The following is a 15970-nucleotide window of genomic DNA, read 5'->3' on the forward strand; positions in this document are numbered from 1 at the left end:
CTGTGGGGGGGGGGGGGGCGTCAGTTGGCGGGCTCGTCGAGCCAGAGCGCGAGCTCCGACGCCCAGTAGGTCAGGATCATCTGGGCGCCGGCGCGCTTGATCCCGAGGACGGATTCCTCGATGGCGCGGCGTCGATCGATCCAGCCGTTCGCGGCCGCGGCCTCGATCATCGCGTACTCCCCGGAGATCTGGTACGCCGCGACGGGGACGGGCGACATGGCGGCGACGTCGGCGAGGACGTCCAGGTAGCTCATGGCCGGCTTGACCATCACCATGTCGGCGCCCTCCTCGATGTCGAGTTCGACCTCGAGGATCGCTTCGCGGCGGTTCGCCGCGTCCATCTGGTAGGTCCGGCGGTCACCGACGAGCTGGGAGTCGACGGCCTCGCGGAAGGGGCCGTAGAACGCGGAGGCGTACTTGGCGGCGTAGGCGAGCACCACGGTGTCCTGGTGTCCGGCCTCGTCCAGCGCCTGCCGGATGACGGCGACCTGGCCGTCCATCATCCCGGAGGGGCCGAGGACGTGTGCGCCGGCCCGGGCCTGCTCGACGGCCATCTGCCCGTACAGCTCCAGCGTCGCATCGTTGTCCACGGAGCCGTCGGCGGCGAGGACGCCGCAGTGCCCGTGGTCGGTGAACTCGTCGAGGCAGACGTCGCTCATGACGACGAGGGAGTCTCCCACCTCGGCGCGGACGTCGGCGATCGCGCGGTTGAGGACGCCGTCCGGGTCGATGCCCGCACTGCCGGTCGCGTCGCGGTGCTCGGGGATGCCGAACAGCATGATGCCGCCGACGCCACGCTCGACCGCTTCCGCTGCCGCCCGCTTCAGGGAATCCGTGGTGTGCTGCACCACGCCGGGCATGGAGAGGATGGGCGAGGGTTCGCTGAGGCCCTCGCGGATGAACGCGGGCAGGATCAGTTCGGACGGGTGGACGCGGTACTCGGCCACCATCCGCCGCAGGGCAGGGGTCGAACGCAACCTGCGGGGCCGGTGCTGGGGGAAACTCATGGCTGATCTCCGTTCGATGGTACGAGCTGCGAAATGGGTGCGTCGTGCTGCGCGAAGGCGGCCGCGGCCGCGCGGGCGATTCCCTGCGGCGTGGGGTCGGCGGCCGTCGCTGCCGGCGCCCATCCCTCGGACACCAGTGCCCTGGCCGTCGTGCGGCCGATGGCGATGGCCCTGAAGGACAGCGGGCCGACGTCCAGCCTGTCACGGAACTGCCGGACCGCGCTCGGGGCGGTGAAGACGACCGCGGGATGGACACCGCCCGACGCCAGGCTCCGGACGTCGCTGGGGGACAGCACGGGTGGCCTCGGCCCGTCCTCCTCGACGCCCGGGACACGGCGCGCGGAGGACGCCGGGTAGGGCACCGTACGGTAGGCCTCGATGCGGTGGACGGCCCGGCCGGCGGCCGCGAGTCCTGCACGGAGGTCGTCCGGGGCGAGGTCCGCCTGGGGCAGGAGGACCGCGCCGCGGCCGGACGGGAACGCCGTCAGGAGACCGGCCGAGGACGCCTCCCCCGGCACCAGGTCGACGACGAGACCCGCCGCGGCGAGGGTCCGCGCGGTCGCGGTGCCGACCGCGGCGACGCGCGCTCCCCCGCGGCCGACCAGGGCGGCGAGCGACGCACCGTCCGCTGCCGCGAGCATCCCGAGGGCCTGGACGGCGTTGGCACTGGTCACGACCAGCCATTCGTACCCGCCCTGCCCGAGGGTCGCCAGCGCGCGGGTGACGGCGTCGGCATCGGCGGGCAGCTCCGTGTCCGTGAGCGGCAGGGCGTAGGCCGTCATGCCGCCGGCGCGGAGGGCGTCGGCGATCCGGACCGCCCGTGCCGGGTGCCGGAGGACGACCACCGGCCGTCCCCCTGAACGGCTGACCACGTGGGCCTAGCTGTTCAGGGGCGCGACGTCCGCTGCACCGGCGGCGAGGAGTTCCTCGGCGAGTGCGAGACCGAGCCGGGCGGCAGCCACCGCATCGGTGGCCGGCGCCGAGCGGGTCAGGCGGATCATCGATCGGCCGTCCGGGCTGCACACCACGGCCTCGAGGGCGAGGTCGTCGCCCTGCAGCCGCGCGAGGGCGCCGATGGGTGCCGCGCAGCCTGCCTCGAGCTGCAGGAGGACGGCGCGCTCGGCCGTGACCGCGAGCCGTGTGGGCAGGTGGTCGTAGGCGGCCAGGGCTTCGCGCACCCCGGGGGTCGCCTCGCTCTCGCGGCACTCGACCGCGAGGGCGCCCTGCCCCGCGGCGGGCAGCATGACGTCCGTGTCGATCAGTTCGGTGATGGCCTCCTCGCGCCCGAGCCGCCGAAGACCCGCCGCGGCGAGGACGACGGCGTCGAGGTCGCCGGGTGCCCCGGGGACGAGACCGGCGACCCGCCCGAGCCGGGTGTCCACGTTGCCTCGGATGTCCACGACCTCGAGCCCGGGGCGCGCGGACCGGAGCTGCGCAGCCCGTCGCGGGGACCCGGTGCCCACGCGGGCACCGTCGGGGAGCGTGGCCAGGGTGAGGCCGTCCCGGGCGCAGAGGGCGTCACGGACGTCCTCGCGCTCGGGCACGGACGCCACCGTCAGCCCCGGGGCGGGCAGCGTGGGCAGGTCCTTGAGCGAGTGCACCGCGACGTCGCACCGCTCCTCGAGGAGGGCGTCACGGAGGGCCGCGACGAACACCCCGGTGCCGCCGATCTGCGAGAGCGAGCCCTTGAGGACATCCCCCTCGGTCCGGACCCGCACGAGGTCGTAGGGCAGGTCGGCGAGCTCGGAGACGCGCTTGGCCACGGTCGTGGTCTGCGTCATCGCGAGCGCGCTGCCCCGCGTGCCGACCCTGATGCGTGTGCTCATCACGTACCGGGGTTGGGCAGGGGCGTCCCCACGGTGGAGTCGACGGCGGCGACGGTCGGCTTCTCCCCGCGGCGGTTCGCGCAGCAGTTCGGGCGGCACACGTCGAACCAGGGCCCGAGCGCCGTCGCGGACGGGCGGTCCGCGATGTTGTTGTCGACCGTGCGTTCGAGGATGAGGTCCACCAGGCCCTCCACGAACTTCCGGTGGGTACCCGGGGTCGGCACGCGGTCCGCGACGATCCCGAGCTCGCCACAGGTCTCCATGGCCTCGGTATCGAGGTCCCAGGCGACCTCCATGTGGTCGGAGACGAAGCCGAGGGGGACGATGACGACGCCGCGGGTGCCGGCCTCGTAGCGGTCGCGGAGGGCGTCGCTGATGTCCGGCTCGAGCCACGGGATGTGCGGGGCGCCCGAACGGGACTGGTAGACCAGGGACCACTCGACGCCGGCGGCCCCGGGGATGCGGTCCAGCACGGCCTGCGCGGTCGCCAGGTGCTGCGCCACGTAGGCGCCCTCCTCGTAGGCCGGCCCGCCGTCGCCGTTGCGGGGTCCGGCGGCCTCGGCGTCCCCCATCGGGATGGAGTGCGTGGAGAACATGATGTGGACGGGTGCCTCCGGGGTGCCCTGCTCGGCGAGCCCGGCCCGGACCTTGGCGAGGCCGTCGGTGACGCCCTCGACGAAGGGCTCCACGAAGCCCGGGTGGTCGAAGTACTGGCGGACCTTGTCCACTTCGAGCCGACCCTCGAGGCCGGTCTTCACGAGCGCCATCCCGAGGTCCTCGCGGTACTGGCGGCAGCTCGAGTAGCACGAGTAGGCACTCGTGGTGACTGCGAGCACCCTGCGGTGCCCGGCGTCGTACGCCTCCTGCAGGGTGTCGGAGATGAACGGCTCCCAGTTGCGGTTGCCCCAGAAGACGGGCAGGTCGATCCCACGGCGGCGGAGCTCGGCCTCCATGGCCGCGCGGAGGGCGCGGTTCTGGCTGTTGATGGGGCTCACGCCGCCGAACGCGCGGTAGTGGTGCGAGACCTCCTCGAGGCGCTCGTCGGGGATGCCGCGCCCGCGGGTCACGTTCCGCAGGAAGGGGATGACGTCGTCCTGCCCCTCCGGTCCGCCGAAGGAGGCGAGCACGACGGCGTCGTACGCCTTCGGTGCCATCCGCCCGTTCTCGTCGACTCCGTCGAGGGGGTTGAATGCCTGTGTCGTCACTGGAGCACCTCTGCAATCTCTTCGTGGCTGATCCGCCGGCCGGTGTAGAACGGCACTTCTTCGCGGACGTGGCGCCGCGCTTCGGTCTCCCGGAGGTGGCGCATGAGGTCCACGAGATCCACGAGCTCGGGAGCTTCGAGTGCCAGGATCCATTCGTAGTCGTTGAGGGCGAAGGATGACACCGTGTTGGCGATCACCTGCGGGTACTTGCGTCCCTTCAGGCCGTGGTCCACGAGCATCTCGCGGCGCTCGTCCGTGGGAAGGATGTACCACTCGTAGGAGCGCACGAACGGGTAGACGCAGACCCATTCGGCCGGCGCGACCCCGCGCGAGAACGCCGGGCTGTGGGACTTGGAGAACTCGGCGTCGCGGTGGACGCCCATCGCCGACCACGCCACCGTGGTCGCGGCGAAGGCGTCGGTGCGGCGCAGCTTGCGGACGGCGGCCTGAAGGGCTTCCGGGCGGGGCCCGTGCAGCCAGACCATCACGTCGGCCTCGGCGCGCAGGCCCGAGACGTCGTAGAACCCGCGGAGGACGACGCCGTCCTGCTCGAGGGTGGAGAGGACGTCCGTCAGGGAGTGCGCACCCGAGTCCGTGGTCGCGGCCTCCCGCTTGAAGACGGTCCAGAGGGTGTAGAACAGCTCTCCGGGGGCTTCGGCGCCCTCTCCGGTCGGCTGTGGAGCGTGGGCGGGCGTGCTACCGGTGAGCTCAGTCATGGTACTAGTCTGCCCCCGCCCGCAGGCGAACCGAAATCGTTTTGTTCTACGACGCGTAGAAGAGACGAAGGTCACACGACGGGGGTCCGACCGCCCCCGGTCAGGGCGTCCGCGAGCGCGTCGGCGCGGGCCCGGGCGTCGTCGATCACGGCGACCAGTCCCGTCCCGGCGAGCCATCCACCGGTCACGGCGAGTGACGCCGACTGCCCCGCGACGAGGGCACGGATGCGCGCGACCCGCTCACGGTGTCCCACGGACGCGTGCGGGAGGGCGCCGGCCCAGCGCACCACGTCCCAGTCGAGCACGTCGGCCTCCCCGATGGGCACACCGAGCAGGGTCGAGGCGTCGGCGAGGGCGTGGCGGTAGAGGACGCCGTCGGGCGTCGCGAGCCCGACGGCGGTGGGCTCGTCCCCGACGCGGCCGAAGGACAGCCGGAGGACGTGCGAGCCGGGCCCGGCCTGGTCCCGCAACCACGCCCACTTGGCCGTGGCGTGGGTGAGCGCCTTCGCCGCGACCCCCGCGACCCCGCGGGCGACGAGCACCCCGGTGCCCCGCGGCCGGGCGTCGAGCTCCGGGACGTCGACGACCAGGGTGACGAGGGCGACGCCGGGCACCGCGTCGGGGCGCTCTCCCGCCAGGGCGGGAAGAGACGGGACGAGGAGATCGACGGCACTCCTGCCCTCGGTGGCCAGGAGCACGGCGTCGGCCGGGAGGCGTCGTGTGAGGGCCGAATGGTCCGTCGTCACGATCCAGCCGGCACCCGCGCGGGCAAGGCCACTGACATGCTCGTTCGTCCGCAGGTCCGCCCCGTCCTCCCGGAGCCGCTGCACGAGGGCGTCGCGGAGCTGGGCGATGCCGCCGGCGAGGCCGCCCACGGCGGCACCCGCGGGAGCGGCCCGGCGCAGGGCGCCCGCCGCGGCACCGAGCGAGCCCACACGGCCCATGGTCGCGCGCAGTCCCGGCGCCACGGAGTCGACGTCGAGGTCGTCAGGATCGGCGGAGAAGACCCCACCCGCGACGGGCGCCACGAGGCGGGTGAGGACGTCCTCGCCCATCCTCGTCCGCACCAGTTCGCCGAGGCTGACCCCGGGGCGGGTGGCGAGGGAGCCGACCGGGAGGACCGTGTCCTGGGCTGCCCGGAGGGAGCCCGCGCGGCCGAGGATCGCGCCGATCGAGGGGTCGGAGGGGTCTGCGGGGATGCCGAGGACGCCGGAGTTCGGCAGCGGCTGCGCGGCTGCCTGGAGGTCCTTGCCGGGCAGCTGCACCCAGGCACCCGAGGCGTCGGGGGTGACGATGCGCCCGCCCAGCCCGAGCTCGTCCGCGAGCGCGGGAACGGTGACGGACCGAGTGGAGAAGGATTCGGCGCCGCTGTCGAGCTGGAAGCCTCCGAGCACGCGGCTGTCCACCGTGCCGCCGAACCGGTCCGATTTCTCGAGGACGGTGACGCGCAGCCCCCGCTGCACGAGCGTCCGCGCCGCGACGAGTCCCGCCATGCCCCCGCCGACCACGACGACCGTCCGTGGGCGGGCGCGCTCGGGCGTCGCGGGCGTCCCCTCCGGTTCCGCCGGGACTCCGTCCGGCCGCGCCGCCCTCGTCACGGCTACGGCTCCACGGAGTGGATGAGTTCGACGACGCGCGTCAGGACCTCCGGATCCGTCTCGGGCGGGACGCCGTGCCCGAGGTTCACCACGTGTCCCGGAGCGGACGCCCCGGCGGCGAGGACGTCCCGGACATGCTGCTCGAGGACGGGCCAGGGGGCGGGCAGCAGGGCCGGGTCGATGTTGCCCTGGAGGGGTACCGTCCCGCCGAGGCGACGGTTCGCCTCGTCCAGCGGCAGCCGGTAGTCGACGCCGATGACGTCGACCCCGACGTCGTGCATCGCCACGAGCAGCTCCGAGGTGCCGGTCCCGAAGTGGATCAGCGGCGCGCCGAGGCCCCGGACGTGGTCGAGGGCCCTCCGGGAGGCCGGCGCCACATGGCGCCGGTAGTCCGCGAGGCCGAGGGAGCCGGCCCACGAGTCGAACAGCTGGGCGGCACTGGCACCGGCCTCCAGCTGGGCGCGCAGGAACATGCCGGAGGCGTCCGCCGCCCACTCGGTCAGGGCACGCCACGCGTCCGGGTCGGCGTGCATCATGGTGCGGGGACCGAGGTGGTCCCTGGAGGGTTTGCCCTCGACCATGTAGGCCGCCAGCGTGAACGGGGCGCCCGCGAAACCGATCAGTGGAGTGGATCCCAGCTGGGCCACCGTCAGCGCCACGGCCCGGCGGATCGGCTCCAGCGCCTCGTCCGTCAGCGTGGGCAGCGCGGCGACATCGGCGGCGGAACGGATGGGAGCACCGAGGACGGGCCCCACCCCCGGCACGATGTCGACGTCCACCCCGGCCAGCTTGAGCGGGATCACGATGTCGGAGAAGAAGATGCCGGCGTCCACGTCGTGCCGGCGCACGGGCTGGAGTGTGATCTCCGACGCCATCTCGGGATCGAGGCAGGACTCGAGCATGTTGGTGCCTTCGCGCAGGGCGCGGTACTCAGGCAGCGACCGTCCGGCCTGCCGCATGAACCAGACGGGGCGCCGATGCGGAGCCTGGCCCCGGTAGGCGGAGATGAGGGCCGATCCGGACGTGCGTCCGTCGACCAGCGGGTGCGATGCTCCAAGGTCCATACCGCCGATTCTGCCGAAGTTCCTCCCGGATGGATAACCGGAAGCGCCCGGGCGGGCCTGGCGTGGCCAACATCACCCTGTCGGCGAGGGGCAATAATCCGCGGGAGCCCGCGGAAAGCAAGCGTCGGGTAAGCCTTGCCTATTCGGTGGAGGGACCCTGTCCTCGATATGATCGGAGCGCTGTGGTACTTCTATCGCTTGTCGCGACCCATTCGAACGTGGACCTGGAAACCGTCGCCCGACTCAGTGTCGGGGCCCCCCAGGTCCCTTCCGTCGCGCTTGCCGGAGACCGGTCCGTCACGGGCGCCGTGGTCCTCGCGACCTGCAACCGCTTCGAGATCTACGCCGAGGCCCCGTCCGAGGAGGACGTCGAGGCCGCCCGCTCCGCGATCGTGGCGACCATCAGCGAGTATTCAGGGATCCCCGAGCAGTCCGTCTCCTCGTCGTTCGAGACGCATACCGGCCAGGACGTGGCCGAACACCTCTTCGCCGTCGGAGCCGGTCTCGATTCCGCGGTCATCGGCGAACGGGAGATCGCCGGCCAGGTCCGGCGGGCGCTCATCGAGGCCCAGGGCTCCGGTGCCGCCAGCGGCGGCCTCGTCCGCCTCTTCCAGGCCGCATCCCGGACGGCGAAGGACGTCGGTGCGCAGACGGCGCTCGGCAGCCGGGGACGGTCCATCGTGTCCGTCGCCCTCGAACTGGCCGGTGACCTCTCCGAGGATCCCGACTGGGCGGCCAAGACAGTGGTGCTGTTCGGGACGGGAGCCTATGCGGGCGCCACGATGGCGACCCTGAAGGACAAGGGCTGCACCGACATCTCGGTCTTCTCCTCCTCCGGCCGGGCCGAGGCGTTCGTCGCCACCCGCGCAGGAACCGCGCTCGCCGCCTCGGACCTGCCGGGTGCCATGCGCCGGGCGGACGTGGTCATCGGCTGCAGCGGCAGCGACGCCCGCATCGACGCCGCCGATATCGAGAAGGTGCGCGAGGGCAGCGACCACCCGCTCGTCATCATCGACCTCGCCCTGAGCCACGACTTCGACCCTGCCGTCGCGAACCTCGACGACGTCGAGCTCATCACGCTCGAGTCCGTCCGCGCTGCCGCCCCCGAGGAGCAGGCCGACGCCCTCTCACAGGCCGGCGACCTCGTCCGCGAGGCCGCCCGCTCCTTCGAGGAACAGCAGGCCACGCGGGCGATGAACGCGGCCATCGTGGCCCTCCGCCAGCACACGCAGACCGTCCTCGACGCCGAGATGGAGCGCGTCCGCGCCCAGCACGGCTGTACGGCCGCCGCAGAGGAGGTCGAGTTCGCCCTTCGCCGCATGGTGCGCCAGCTCCTGCACGTCCCCACCGTGCGGGCCCGCGAGCTTGCCGCCGAGGGGCGCCAGGACGAGTACACCGCGGCCCTCGAGGCCCTCTACGGCATCGATGTGATGCCCGCTCCGTCGGTCGCACCCGCCGCCCCGGTCACGGGAGCGCCCACCGGCGGTCCGCACGCAGACCACGTGCATCCCGAGGGTGCCGTGTGTCCCGTCGACCACCAGCGGCCCGCGCAAAGCGCCTGACCGCCCGAGTCGTGCGGTCCCCGAACCTCGGGTGCCGGTGGGTCCTGACGGCTCCTAGTACGTCATCTTCCGCGGTTCGATGGCCCGCACCCACTCGATGATGCCTCCGTCCACCGACCACACGTCCTGGTGGCCCCTGCTGCGCAGATGGCGGACGACCTCGGCGGAACGGACGCCGGACTTGCAGTGCACGTAGACCGTCCGGGTACTGTCCACGGCCGCTGCGCCGTCGAGGATCAGGTGTGTCGGCACCAGCACCGCGCCGTCGATGCTCACGATCGCGTACTCCTCGGGGTTCCGGACGTCCAGCAGGTCGAAATCCGCGGCACCCGCCGACCGCGCGGCGAGCAGCTCCGCGAGCTCCTCGACGGACACGGTGGGCACCTCTCCCGGATCCTGTTCCGTCTGCTCCCCCGTCGCCGCGGACGCGGACGACAGTCCGCAGAACTCCTCGTAGTCGACCAGCTCGGTGATCCGCGGAGCCGTCGGGTCCGGCCTCACGCGCACCTCCCGCCAGCTCATGTCGAGGGCGTCGAACACCAGCACCCTGCCGAGGAGCGTCCTGCCGACACCGGTGATGAGCTTGATGGCCTCGTTCACCATCACGGATCCGATCTGCGCGCACAGGACGCCCAGCACGCCGCCCTCGGCGCAAGACGGCACGGAGCCGGGCGGCGGGGCGTCCGGGTACAGATCGCGGTAGGTCGGGCCGCGGTCCTGCCAGAAGACGCTGACCTGGCCGTCGAAGCGCAGGATGGACCCCCAGACGTAGGGCTTGCCGAGGATGGCGGCAGCATCGTTGACGAGGTAGCGCGTGGCGAAGTTGTCCGTGCCGTCGACGATCAGGTCGTACCCGGCGAAGAGTTCGAGGGCGTTGGAGCGGTCGAGCCTCTCCCCGTGCAGGACCACCTCGACCAGCGGATTCAGTGCCAGGATGCTGTCGCGGGCGGATTCGGCCTTCGGCCGGCCGAGGTCCGGGACCCCGTGGATGACCTGGCGCTGCAGGTTGGAGAGTTCGACGTCGTCGTCGTCCACGATGCCGAGCATGCCGACGCCCGCCGCCGCCAGGTACAGGAGTGCGGGTGAACCCAGCCCGCCGGCACCGATCACGAGGACGCGGGCGTTCTTCAGCCGCAGCTGGGCCTCGGTGCCGAACCCGGGGATGATGAGGTGCCGCGAGTAGCGCAGCGTCTCCTCCCGCGTCAGGCTCCCGACGGCGTCGACCAGGGGCGGCAGGACCGCCGTGCTGTCGGGAGCGTGCACGGACGAAGTGGAAGCGGTCATGCCCAAGGGTATTCCGCCCCGGCGGGGCCGGGCCAGCCGGCGCGGCTGGGTAAACTGGACCGACCCCTGACCACTGAACCGAGGATCGCCCCACGTGAGTGTTGAACCGACCGCCGCAGGACGGGCCGTCCGGCTTCCGCGGGACGAGCGCCGACGCCAGCTCCTGGCGGCAGCCCAGGAGGTCTTCGTCAGCAACGGCTACCACGGGGCCGCCATGGACGACATCGCGGTGGCGGCCAGGGTGAGCAAGCCCGTGCTCTACCAGCACTTCCCGGGTAAGCGGGACCTCTATCTCGCCCTGCTGGACAGCCACCTCGCAGAATTGACGCAACTGCTCGTCGATGCGCTGCGCTCCACCGACGACAACAAGCTGCGCGTGCACGCGACCATGCGCGCCTACTTCCAGTTCATCGCCCAGGACAGCAAGGCGCACCGGCTCGTCTTCGAATCGGATATCAGCAACGAGCCCGACGTCAGCAGCAGGCTGGAGGCCTTCAACGCCCAGTTCGCAGGTGCGATCGCCGGGGTGATCGCCGGCGACACCCAGCTGTCGATGGTGGAGGCGACCCTGCTGGGCCGCGGGCTGGCCGGCATGGCGCAGATCAGCGCGCGCTACTGGCTGGAGACCGACGGCAGCCTGGACATCGATGCCGCGGCGGAGCTGATCTACCGTTTAGCTTGGCGCGGAATCAGCCGTTTCCCCAAGGAGATCTAGGGTAGGTTTCGAGACAGCAACAGGCTCACACAACAGGAGGCACGCGCCGTGGAAGTCAAGATCGGTATCCAGAACGTCAACCGGGAGATCATCCTCGAATCCTCCGAGAGTGCGGACGCCATCGCCGAGCTCGTCGGGCAGGCCCTGGGCGGCGGCACGGAGCTGCGGCTCAAGGATTCCAAGGGCCGCCTGGTGATCGTACCGACGGGCGTCCTCGGCTACGTCGAGATCGGCGCCGAAGAGACCCGCCGCGTCGGGTTCGGTGCGCTCTAGCACGGAAGCCACACCCTTGCAGGACGGCCGGCGAGGAAGAACACCGGCGACACGAAGACCCGCGGCCATCGGCCGCGGGTCTTCCCGCGTCAGGGACTTCCCGGCGTGCGGGACGTGTCGGATTGCGGGCGGGAGCTACGCCGTGAGACCCAGTGCGCTCATGCGGCGCGAATGATTGCGGGTGAGCTGGGAGAAGAGCGCCGTCGTGTGCTGCGTGTGGTCCGCCTCATCGGCGAACAGGAGGCCTGCCAGGTACTCGCGTTCGATCCCCACACGCTGCGCCTGGGTGAGCGCCTCGCCCACGAGCCGCCGGCCCCACAGTGCGAGCCGCGAGGCGAGGCGGGGATCGTCGGAGAGAGCCTCCTTCAGGCGGCGCTGCAGATGGGCAGCCCCTTCCCCGGAGTCGATGGTGCTGATGAGTTCGCGCGTCCGCGGGTCGAGGGTGTCGGCCAGGGACCGGTAGAAGTCGCCGGAGAAGGCATCGATGACATAGGCCTTCATGAGCGACTCGTACCAGTCGCCGGGGCGCGTGCGCTCGTGGAAGGCGTCGATCGAGGGCTGGAACGGTGCCATCGCCTCCTCGATCGTGACGCCGAGCTCGCCCACGAATCGTCCCACCATCTCGAAGTGCTCGAACTCCTGGACGGCGAGGCGGCCGAGGCTCGCACGGTCGCCGAGGCTCGGCGAGAAGCGTGCGTCCGAGGACAGCCGCTCGAAACCCGAGAGCTCCCCGTACGCGATGACGCCGAGCAGATCGGTGACGAACTGCGCATAGCGGGGATTCGCGAGGGCATCTTCGGCCGCACTCGCCGGAGCGGCGGGTAGGGGAGCGGCGGGTAGGGGATCGGAGGTGGTCGCTTGCACCCCCTCGGCCGCCGGCGGCGATGCCGCGGTCCGCGTCGACGGGGAGGCTGTCGCAGGGTGCTTCAGCCCCGCGGCGGGGACGGCCTTGCTGTCGGGGTAGCCGTTAGTCATTCTGCTAAGAGTACGCAATCCCGGTTTCCGGGCAAGCCGTGCGGCGGCACGCGGGACCCTCGGCCGGTCACCGCACCGCGGTGCCCCTGCCCGATGTCTGTGACGTGCATTACCGTATTGCCTGTGCCCGCACAGCATATGGACCTCAGGGATCGGGAGTCCCACCAGCGCCTCACCGAGTCGCTGCGATCCCTCCGTGAGGACCTCGGCATCCGCGAACAGTTCCCCGAGGACGTCCTGCGGGAGGCAGACGCCTCGGTGGCCGCGCATGACCTGCCGTCCGCCGACCTCCGCGCCCTGCCCTTCCTGACGATCGACCCGCCCGGCTCCACCGACCTCGATCAGGCCGTGCACCTCGCGCGTCGCCGGGGCACAGGAGTCAGCCGGGCCGGCGACGGCGACGAGGCAGCCGACGGCGAGGCCCCGGGCTACGAGGTCTGGTACGCCATCGCCGACGTACCGCTCTTCGTGAGTCCCGGTGGGGCGATCGACGCCGAGGCAAGACTCCGCGGGCAGACCCTGTATGCGCCGGACGGTCGGATCTCACTCCACCCGGAGGTCGTGTCCGAGGATGCCGCGAGCCTGCTCCCGGAACGCGACCGCCCCGCCTTCGTCTGGCATTTCCTGCTCGACGACGCGGCGACGGTCGAATCCGCGACGGTCCGCCGTGCGACGGTCCGCAGCCGCCGCCAACTCACGTACGCCCAGGTGCAGGCGGAGATCGATGCCGGTACGGCCGACCGGCAACTCGGGCTGCTGCAGGAGATCGGCCTCCTCCGGATCCGGCAGGAACTCGACCGCGGGGGCGCGAGCCTCAACCTGCCGCGGCAGGAGATCACCTACGAGGGCGGGAGCTACGGCATCGTCACGGAACCGGCCCTGCCGTGCGAGGACTGGAACGCCCAGATCTCGCTCATGACGGGCATGGCCGCGGCGCGCATGATGATCGACGGCGGCATCGGCATCCTGCGGACCATGCCCGAGCCGGACGAGGGTGCGCTGGGCAAGTTCCGGCGCCAGTCCGAGGCGCTCGAGCACCCCTGGCCCGCGCACATGCCCTACGGCGCCTTCCTCCGCACCCTCGACGTCGCCGTCCCCCGCCAGCTCGCCCTCATGCATGCGGCCGCGTCGCTCTTCCGCGGGGCAGGGTACACGGCGTTCGACGGCGAGGTGCCGGACGCCGTCGTGCAGTCGGCCATCGCCGCACCGTACGCGCACGCCACCGCTCCCCTGCGCCGGCTCGTGGACCGCTTCGTGCTCGTGACGTGCGAGTCGCTCTGCAGGGGCAGCGAGGTACCCGCCTGGGTCCGGCAGGCGCTGCCGGAACTCAATGCCCTCATGGCGTCCTCGAACCAGACGGCGTCCCGGCTGGACTCGGGGGCCATGGACGCGGTGCAGGCCGCGCTGCTGAGCAACCGCGTCGGCGAGGCCTTCTCCGCCGTCGTCCTGCAGGGCTCACCCCCGGCGATCGAGGACGCCCCGGGGAAGCAGGCACCCCGCCTGTCCGGGACCGTGCAGGTCACCGAACCCGCACTCGAGGCGACCTGCTACGGCGAACTGGTGGCCGGGGAGCGCGTCACGGTGGTCCTGCTGGAAGCCGACATCGCGCGCCGGCGCATCCGCTTCGAGGTGAAGCCGACGGACGCGCCCGCACGCAGCGCGCGATGACGCCGCGCAGGGGGCAGGCAGGGTAGGCTTGACACGTAGTAATGGATGCCCGGTCGTTATCCCTCGATAACCCGCAGTACCTCCTCGATCCCGAGTTCCCCGCAGGCGCAGGTCTCACTCCGCAGCCCGCACGCAGTCGCAAGCCCGCGATCGGCTTCCACTGGACGCCCTGCGCCCGCCGATACGCTCCGCATCGGATGAATCCCATTCGATGCGTCGAGCCTCAGCGGCCGCTCGGCCTGAATGAACGGTAGAACGTGCAGAACACACACCACGATACGAACATAGGCGCCGGCGACACCGCGGCAGCCGACGGCCACCACCTCGTCGCGGACAACTCCCCCGACGCCATCGACGTCGAGGAGACGCTGGTCACCACCGCGGAGCCGCACGCGGCCGTGCCGGAGACCTTCGCGGACTTCAACGTCCGCCCCGACATCGTCGAGTCCCTCGCCGACGCCGGCATCATCCACCCGTTCCCGATCCAGGCGATGACCCTGTCGATCGCCCTGGGTGGCCACGACATCATCGGCCAGGCGAAAACCGGCACGGGCAAGACCCTCGGATTCGGCATCCCGGCGATCCAGCGCGTCGTCGGCCCGGAGGACGAGGGCTACGACCGGCTCCCGGTCCCCGGTGCCCCGCAGGCGCTCGTCGTCGTGCCGACCCGTGAGCTCGCGGTCCAGGTCGCGAACGACCTGATGACGGCGGCGAAGAAGCGCAACGCGCGCATCGTCACGATCTACGGCGGACGCGCGTACGAGCCCCAGATCGAGGCCATCAAGAGGGGCGTCGAGATCGTGGTCGGCACGCCCGGACGCCTGATCGACCTGTACAAGCAGAAGCTGCTCGTCCTGAAGAACGTTAAGATCGTGGTGCTGGACGAGGCCGACGAGATGCTGGACCTCGGCTTCCTGCCGGACGTCGAGACGCTCATCGCGGCGACTCCCCCGGTGCGCCAGACACTCCTGTTCTCCGCGACCATGCCCGGCCCCGTCATCGCGATGGCCCGCCGCTACATGACGCAGCCCACGCACATCCGGGCCGCGGATCCCGAGGACGAGGGCATCACCAAGAAGGACATCCGCCAAGTCATCTACCGCGCACACAACCTGGACAAGGCCGAGGTGGTCGCCCGGATCCTCCAGTCCCGCCATCGCGGACGCACGATCATCTTCTGCAAGACCAAGCGCACCGCCGCGAAGCTCTCCGAGGAGCTGATCGACCGCGGCTTCGCGGCCGGCGCCATCCACGGCGATCTCGGCCAGGGCGCCCGCGAGCAGGCGCTGCGCGCCTTCCGCGGAGACAAGATCGACGTCCTCGTCGCCACCGAGGTCGCAGCCCGCGGCATCGATGTCGAGGACATCACCCATGTGATCAACTACCAGTGCCCCGAGGACGAGAAGGCCTACCTGCACCGGGTCGGCCGCACGGGCCGCGCCGGCAAGAAGGGTACGGCGGTCACCTTCGTCGACTGGGACGACCTCCCGCGCTGGGGGCTCATCAACAAGGCTCTCGGACTGGATTCGCCCGAGCCTGTGGAGACCTACTCGTCATCACCGCACCTGTACGCCGAGCTCGACATCCCCGAGGGCACCAAGGGACGCCTCCCCCGCAAGGACCGCAGGCTCGCGGGCATCAACGCCGAAGTACTCGAGGACCTCGGTGAGACCGGCAAGCGCGGCGGTCGCCCGGATGGACGCACCGACGGCAGGAACGACAGCAGGAACGACGGCAGGAACGACGGCGGGCGTGACGGCGGACGCGGGCGTTCGCAGTCGGGCGGACGCAGTGGCCAGCGCCGCGACAGCGACGCCGGCGAAGGGTCGAGCGATGGCTCACGCGGGTCGCGCCGCGCCCGCGGGGGCAACCGGAGCCAGGACGCCGACGCACCGGCCGCGCAGAGCGCTCCGGCAGCATCGTCGTCCGTCGCGTATGGCGCCACGGACGGCGGGGGACGCCGTCGTGCCGCCGAGGGCGACGCACCGTCGGGTGACCGGCCGCGGCGCAGCCGGACCCGCCGACGCAACGGCGAGGTCGTCGCGAATCCTGCCGGCGGCGCAGACGACTAGCGCTC

Annotated in this window: 14 protein-coding genes; 5 read left to right on the top strand and 9 right to left on the bottom strand. The window is 71.7% G+C overall.

What is annotated here, in order from left to right; translation table 11 throughout:
• Nucleotides 1-20: 20 nt before the first annotated feature.
• From hemB to hemE, 7 genes are all read right to left on the bottom strand, one after another.
• The gene (hemB, locus tag IWX63_RS01600; protein ID WP_199276390.1) at nucleotides 21-1007 is read right to left on the bottom strand and encodes a porphobilinogen synthase; all 987 of its coding nucleotides are present in this window, start codon (nucleotides 1005-1007) and stop codon (nucleotides 21-23) included.
• Entirely contained in the window at nucleotides 1004-1852 is an 849-nt protein-coding gene (locus IWX63_RS01605; protein ID WP_199276391.1) for a uroporphyrinogen-III synthase, read from the bottom strand. Before IWX63_RS01605 ends, hemB begins: the two co-directional genes overlap by 4 nt.
• Before the next feature lie 33 nt (nucleotides 1853-1885).
• A complete protein-coding gene (hemC, locus tag IWX63_RS01610) occupies nucleotides 1886-2833 on the bottom strand; it encodes a hydroxymethylbilane synthase (RefSeq protein WP_199276392.1) in 948 nt (315 codons plus the stop codon).
• Entirely contained in the window at nucleotides 2833-3987 is a 1155-nt protein-coding gene (locus IWX63_RS01615) for a ferrochelatase (RefSeq protein WP_199276523.1), read from the bottom strand. Before IWX63_RS01615 ends, hemC begins: the two co-directional genes overlap by 1 nt.
• Before the next feature lie 47 nt (nucleotides 3988-4034).
• A complete protein-coding gene (hemQ, locus tag IWX63_RS01620; protein ID WP_199276393.1) occupies nucleotides 4035-4754 on the bottom strand; it encodes a hydrogen peroxide-dependent heme synthase in 720 nt (239 codons plus the stop codon).
• 71 nt (nucleotides 4755-4825) lie between these two features.
• The gene (hemG, locus tag IWX63_RS01625) at nucleotides 4826-6352 is read right to left on the bottom strand and encodes a protoporphyrinogen oxidase (protein WP_334685541.1); all 1527 of its coding nucleotides are present in this window, start codon (nucleotides 6350-6352) and stop codon (nucleotides 4826-4828) included.
• Between the two features lie 2 nt (nucleotides 6353-6354).
• The gene (hemE, locus tag IWX63_RS01630) at nucleotides 6355-7416 is read right to left on the bottom strand and encodes a uroporphyrinogen decarboxylase (protein WP_199276394.1); all 1062 of its coding nucleotides are present in this window, start codon (nucleotides 7414-7416) and stop codon (nucleotides 6355-6357) included.
• A 182-nt stretch (nucleotides 7417-7598) separates the two neighbouring features.
• On the opposite strand from hemE, the gene IWX63_RS01635 reads away from it, so the two are divergent.
• The gene (locus tag IWX63_RS01635) at nucleotides 7599-8978 is read left to right on the top strand and encodes a glutamyl-tRNA reductase (RefSeq protein WP_199276395.1); all 1380 of its coding nucleotides are present in this window, start codon (nucleotides 7599-7601) and stop codon (nucleotides 8976-8978) included.
• A 54-nt stretch (nucleotides 8979-9032) separates the two neighbouring features.
• Here the strand turns inward: IWX63_RS01635 and moeB are convergent, their stop codons facing one another.
• The gene (gene moeB, locus IWX63_RS01640) at nucleotides 9033-10262 is read right to left on the bottom strand and encodes a molybdopterin-synthase adenylyltransferase MoeB (RefSeq protein WP_199276396.1); all 1230 of its coding nucleotides are present in this window, start codon (nucleotides 10260-10262) and stop codon (nucleotides 9033-9035) included.
• A 94-nt stretch (nucleotides 10263-10356) separates the two neighbouring features.
• Between moeB and IWX63_RS01645 the strand changes: the two genes are divergently transcribed.
• Both IWX63_RS01645 and IWX63_RS01650 read left to right on the top strand, forming a co-directional pair.
• Complete coding sequence (locus IWX63_RS01645) at nucleotides 10357-10977, top strand: TetR/AcrR family transcriptional regulator (RefSeq protein WP_334685542.1); 621 nt, start codon at nucleotides 10357-10359, stop codon at nucleotides 10975-10977.
• Between the two features lie 48 nt (nucleotides 10978-11025).
• Nucleotides 11026-11250 (top strand): DUF3107 domain-containing protein, encoded by a 225-nt coding sequence (locus tag IWX63_RS01650; protein WP_199276397.1) that lies wholly within the window; start codon nucleotides 11026-11028, stop codon nucleotides 11248-11250.
• Nucleotides 11251-11385: 135 nt separating this feature from the next.
• Here IWX63_RS01650 and IWX63_RS01655 read toward each other — a convergent pair whose 3' ends face one another.
• Entirely contained in the window at nucleotides 11386-12225 is an 840-nt protein-coding gene (locus IWX63_RS01655) for a ferritin-like fold-containing protein (protein ID WP_199276398.1), read from the bottom strand.
• 123 nt (nucleotides 12226-12348) lie between these two features.
• On the opposite strand from IWX63_RS01655, the gene IWX63_RS01660 reads away from it, so the two are divergent.
• Together IWX63_RS01660 and IWX63_RS01665 are read left to right on the top strand one after the other, a co-directional pair.
• Complete coding sequence (locus IWX63_RS01660) at nucleotides 12349-13893, top strand: RNB domain-containing ribonuclease (RefSeq protein WP_334685543.1); 1545 nt, start codon at nucleotides 12349-12351, stop codon at nucleotides 13891-13893.
• 350 nt (nucleotides 13894-14243) lie between these two features.
• The gene (locus IWX63_RS01665; protein ID WP_442859082.1) at nucleotides 14244-15965 is read left to right on the top strand and encodes a DEAD/DEAH box helicase; all 1722 of its coding nucleotides are present in this window, start codon (nucleotides 14244-14246) and stop codon (nucleotides 15963-15965) included.
• Nucleotides 15966-15970: the final 5 nt, after the last annotated feature.

The sequence above is a fragment of the Arthrobacter sp. CAN_A2 genome, assembly GCF_015752045.1.
Taxonomy (GTDB): domain Bacteria; phylum Actinomycetota; class Actinomycetes; order Actinomycetales; family Micrococcaceae; genus Arthrobacter_D.

What these genes read in the sequence shown, in the direction of transcription:
- hemB (WP_199276390.1), bottom strand. Translation starts at nt 1,007, where the DNA reads ATGAGTTTCCCCCAGCACCGGCCCCGCAGGTTGCGTTCGACCCCTGCC.
- hemC (WP_199276392.1), bottom strand. Translation starts at nt 2,833, where the DNA reads ATGAGCACACGCATCAGGGTCGGCACGCGGGGCAGCGCGCTCGCGATG.
- IWX63_RS01615 (WP_199276523.1), bottom strand. Translation starts at nt 3,987, where the DNA reads ATGGCACCGAAGGCGTACGACGCCGTCGTGCTCGCCTCCTTCGGCGGA.
- hemQ (WP_199276393.1), bottom strand. Translation starts at nt 4,754, where the DNA reads ATGACTGAGCTCACCGGTAGCACGCCCGCCCACGCTCCACAGCCGACC.
- hemE (WP_199276394.1), bottom strand. Translation starts at nt 7,416, where the DNA reads ATGGACCTTGGAGCATCGCACCCGCTGGTCGACGGACGCACGTCCGGA.
- moeB (WP_199276396.1), bottom strand. Translation starts at nt 10,262, where the DNA reads ATGACCGCTTCCACTTCGTCCGTGCACGCTCCCGACAGCACGGCGGTC.
- IWX63_RS01655 (WP_199276398.1), bottom strand. Translation starts at nt 12,225, where the DNA reads ATGACTAACGGCTACCCCGACAGCAAGGCCGTCCCCGCCGCGGGGCTG.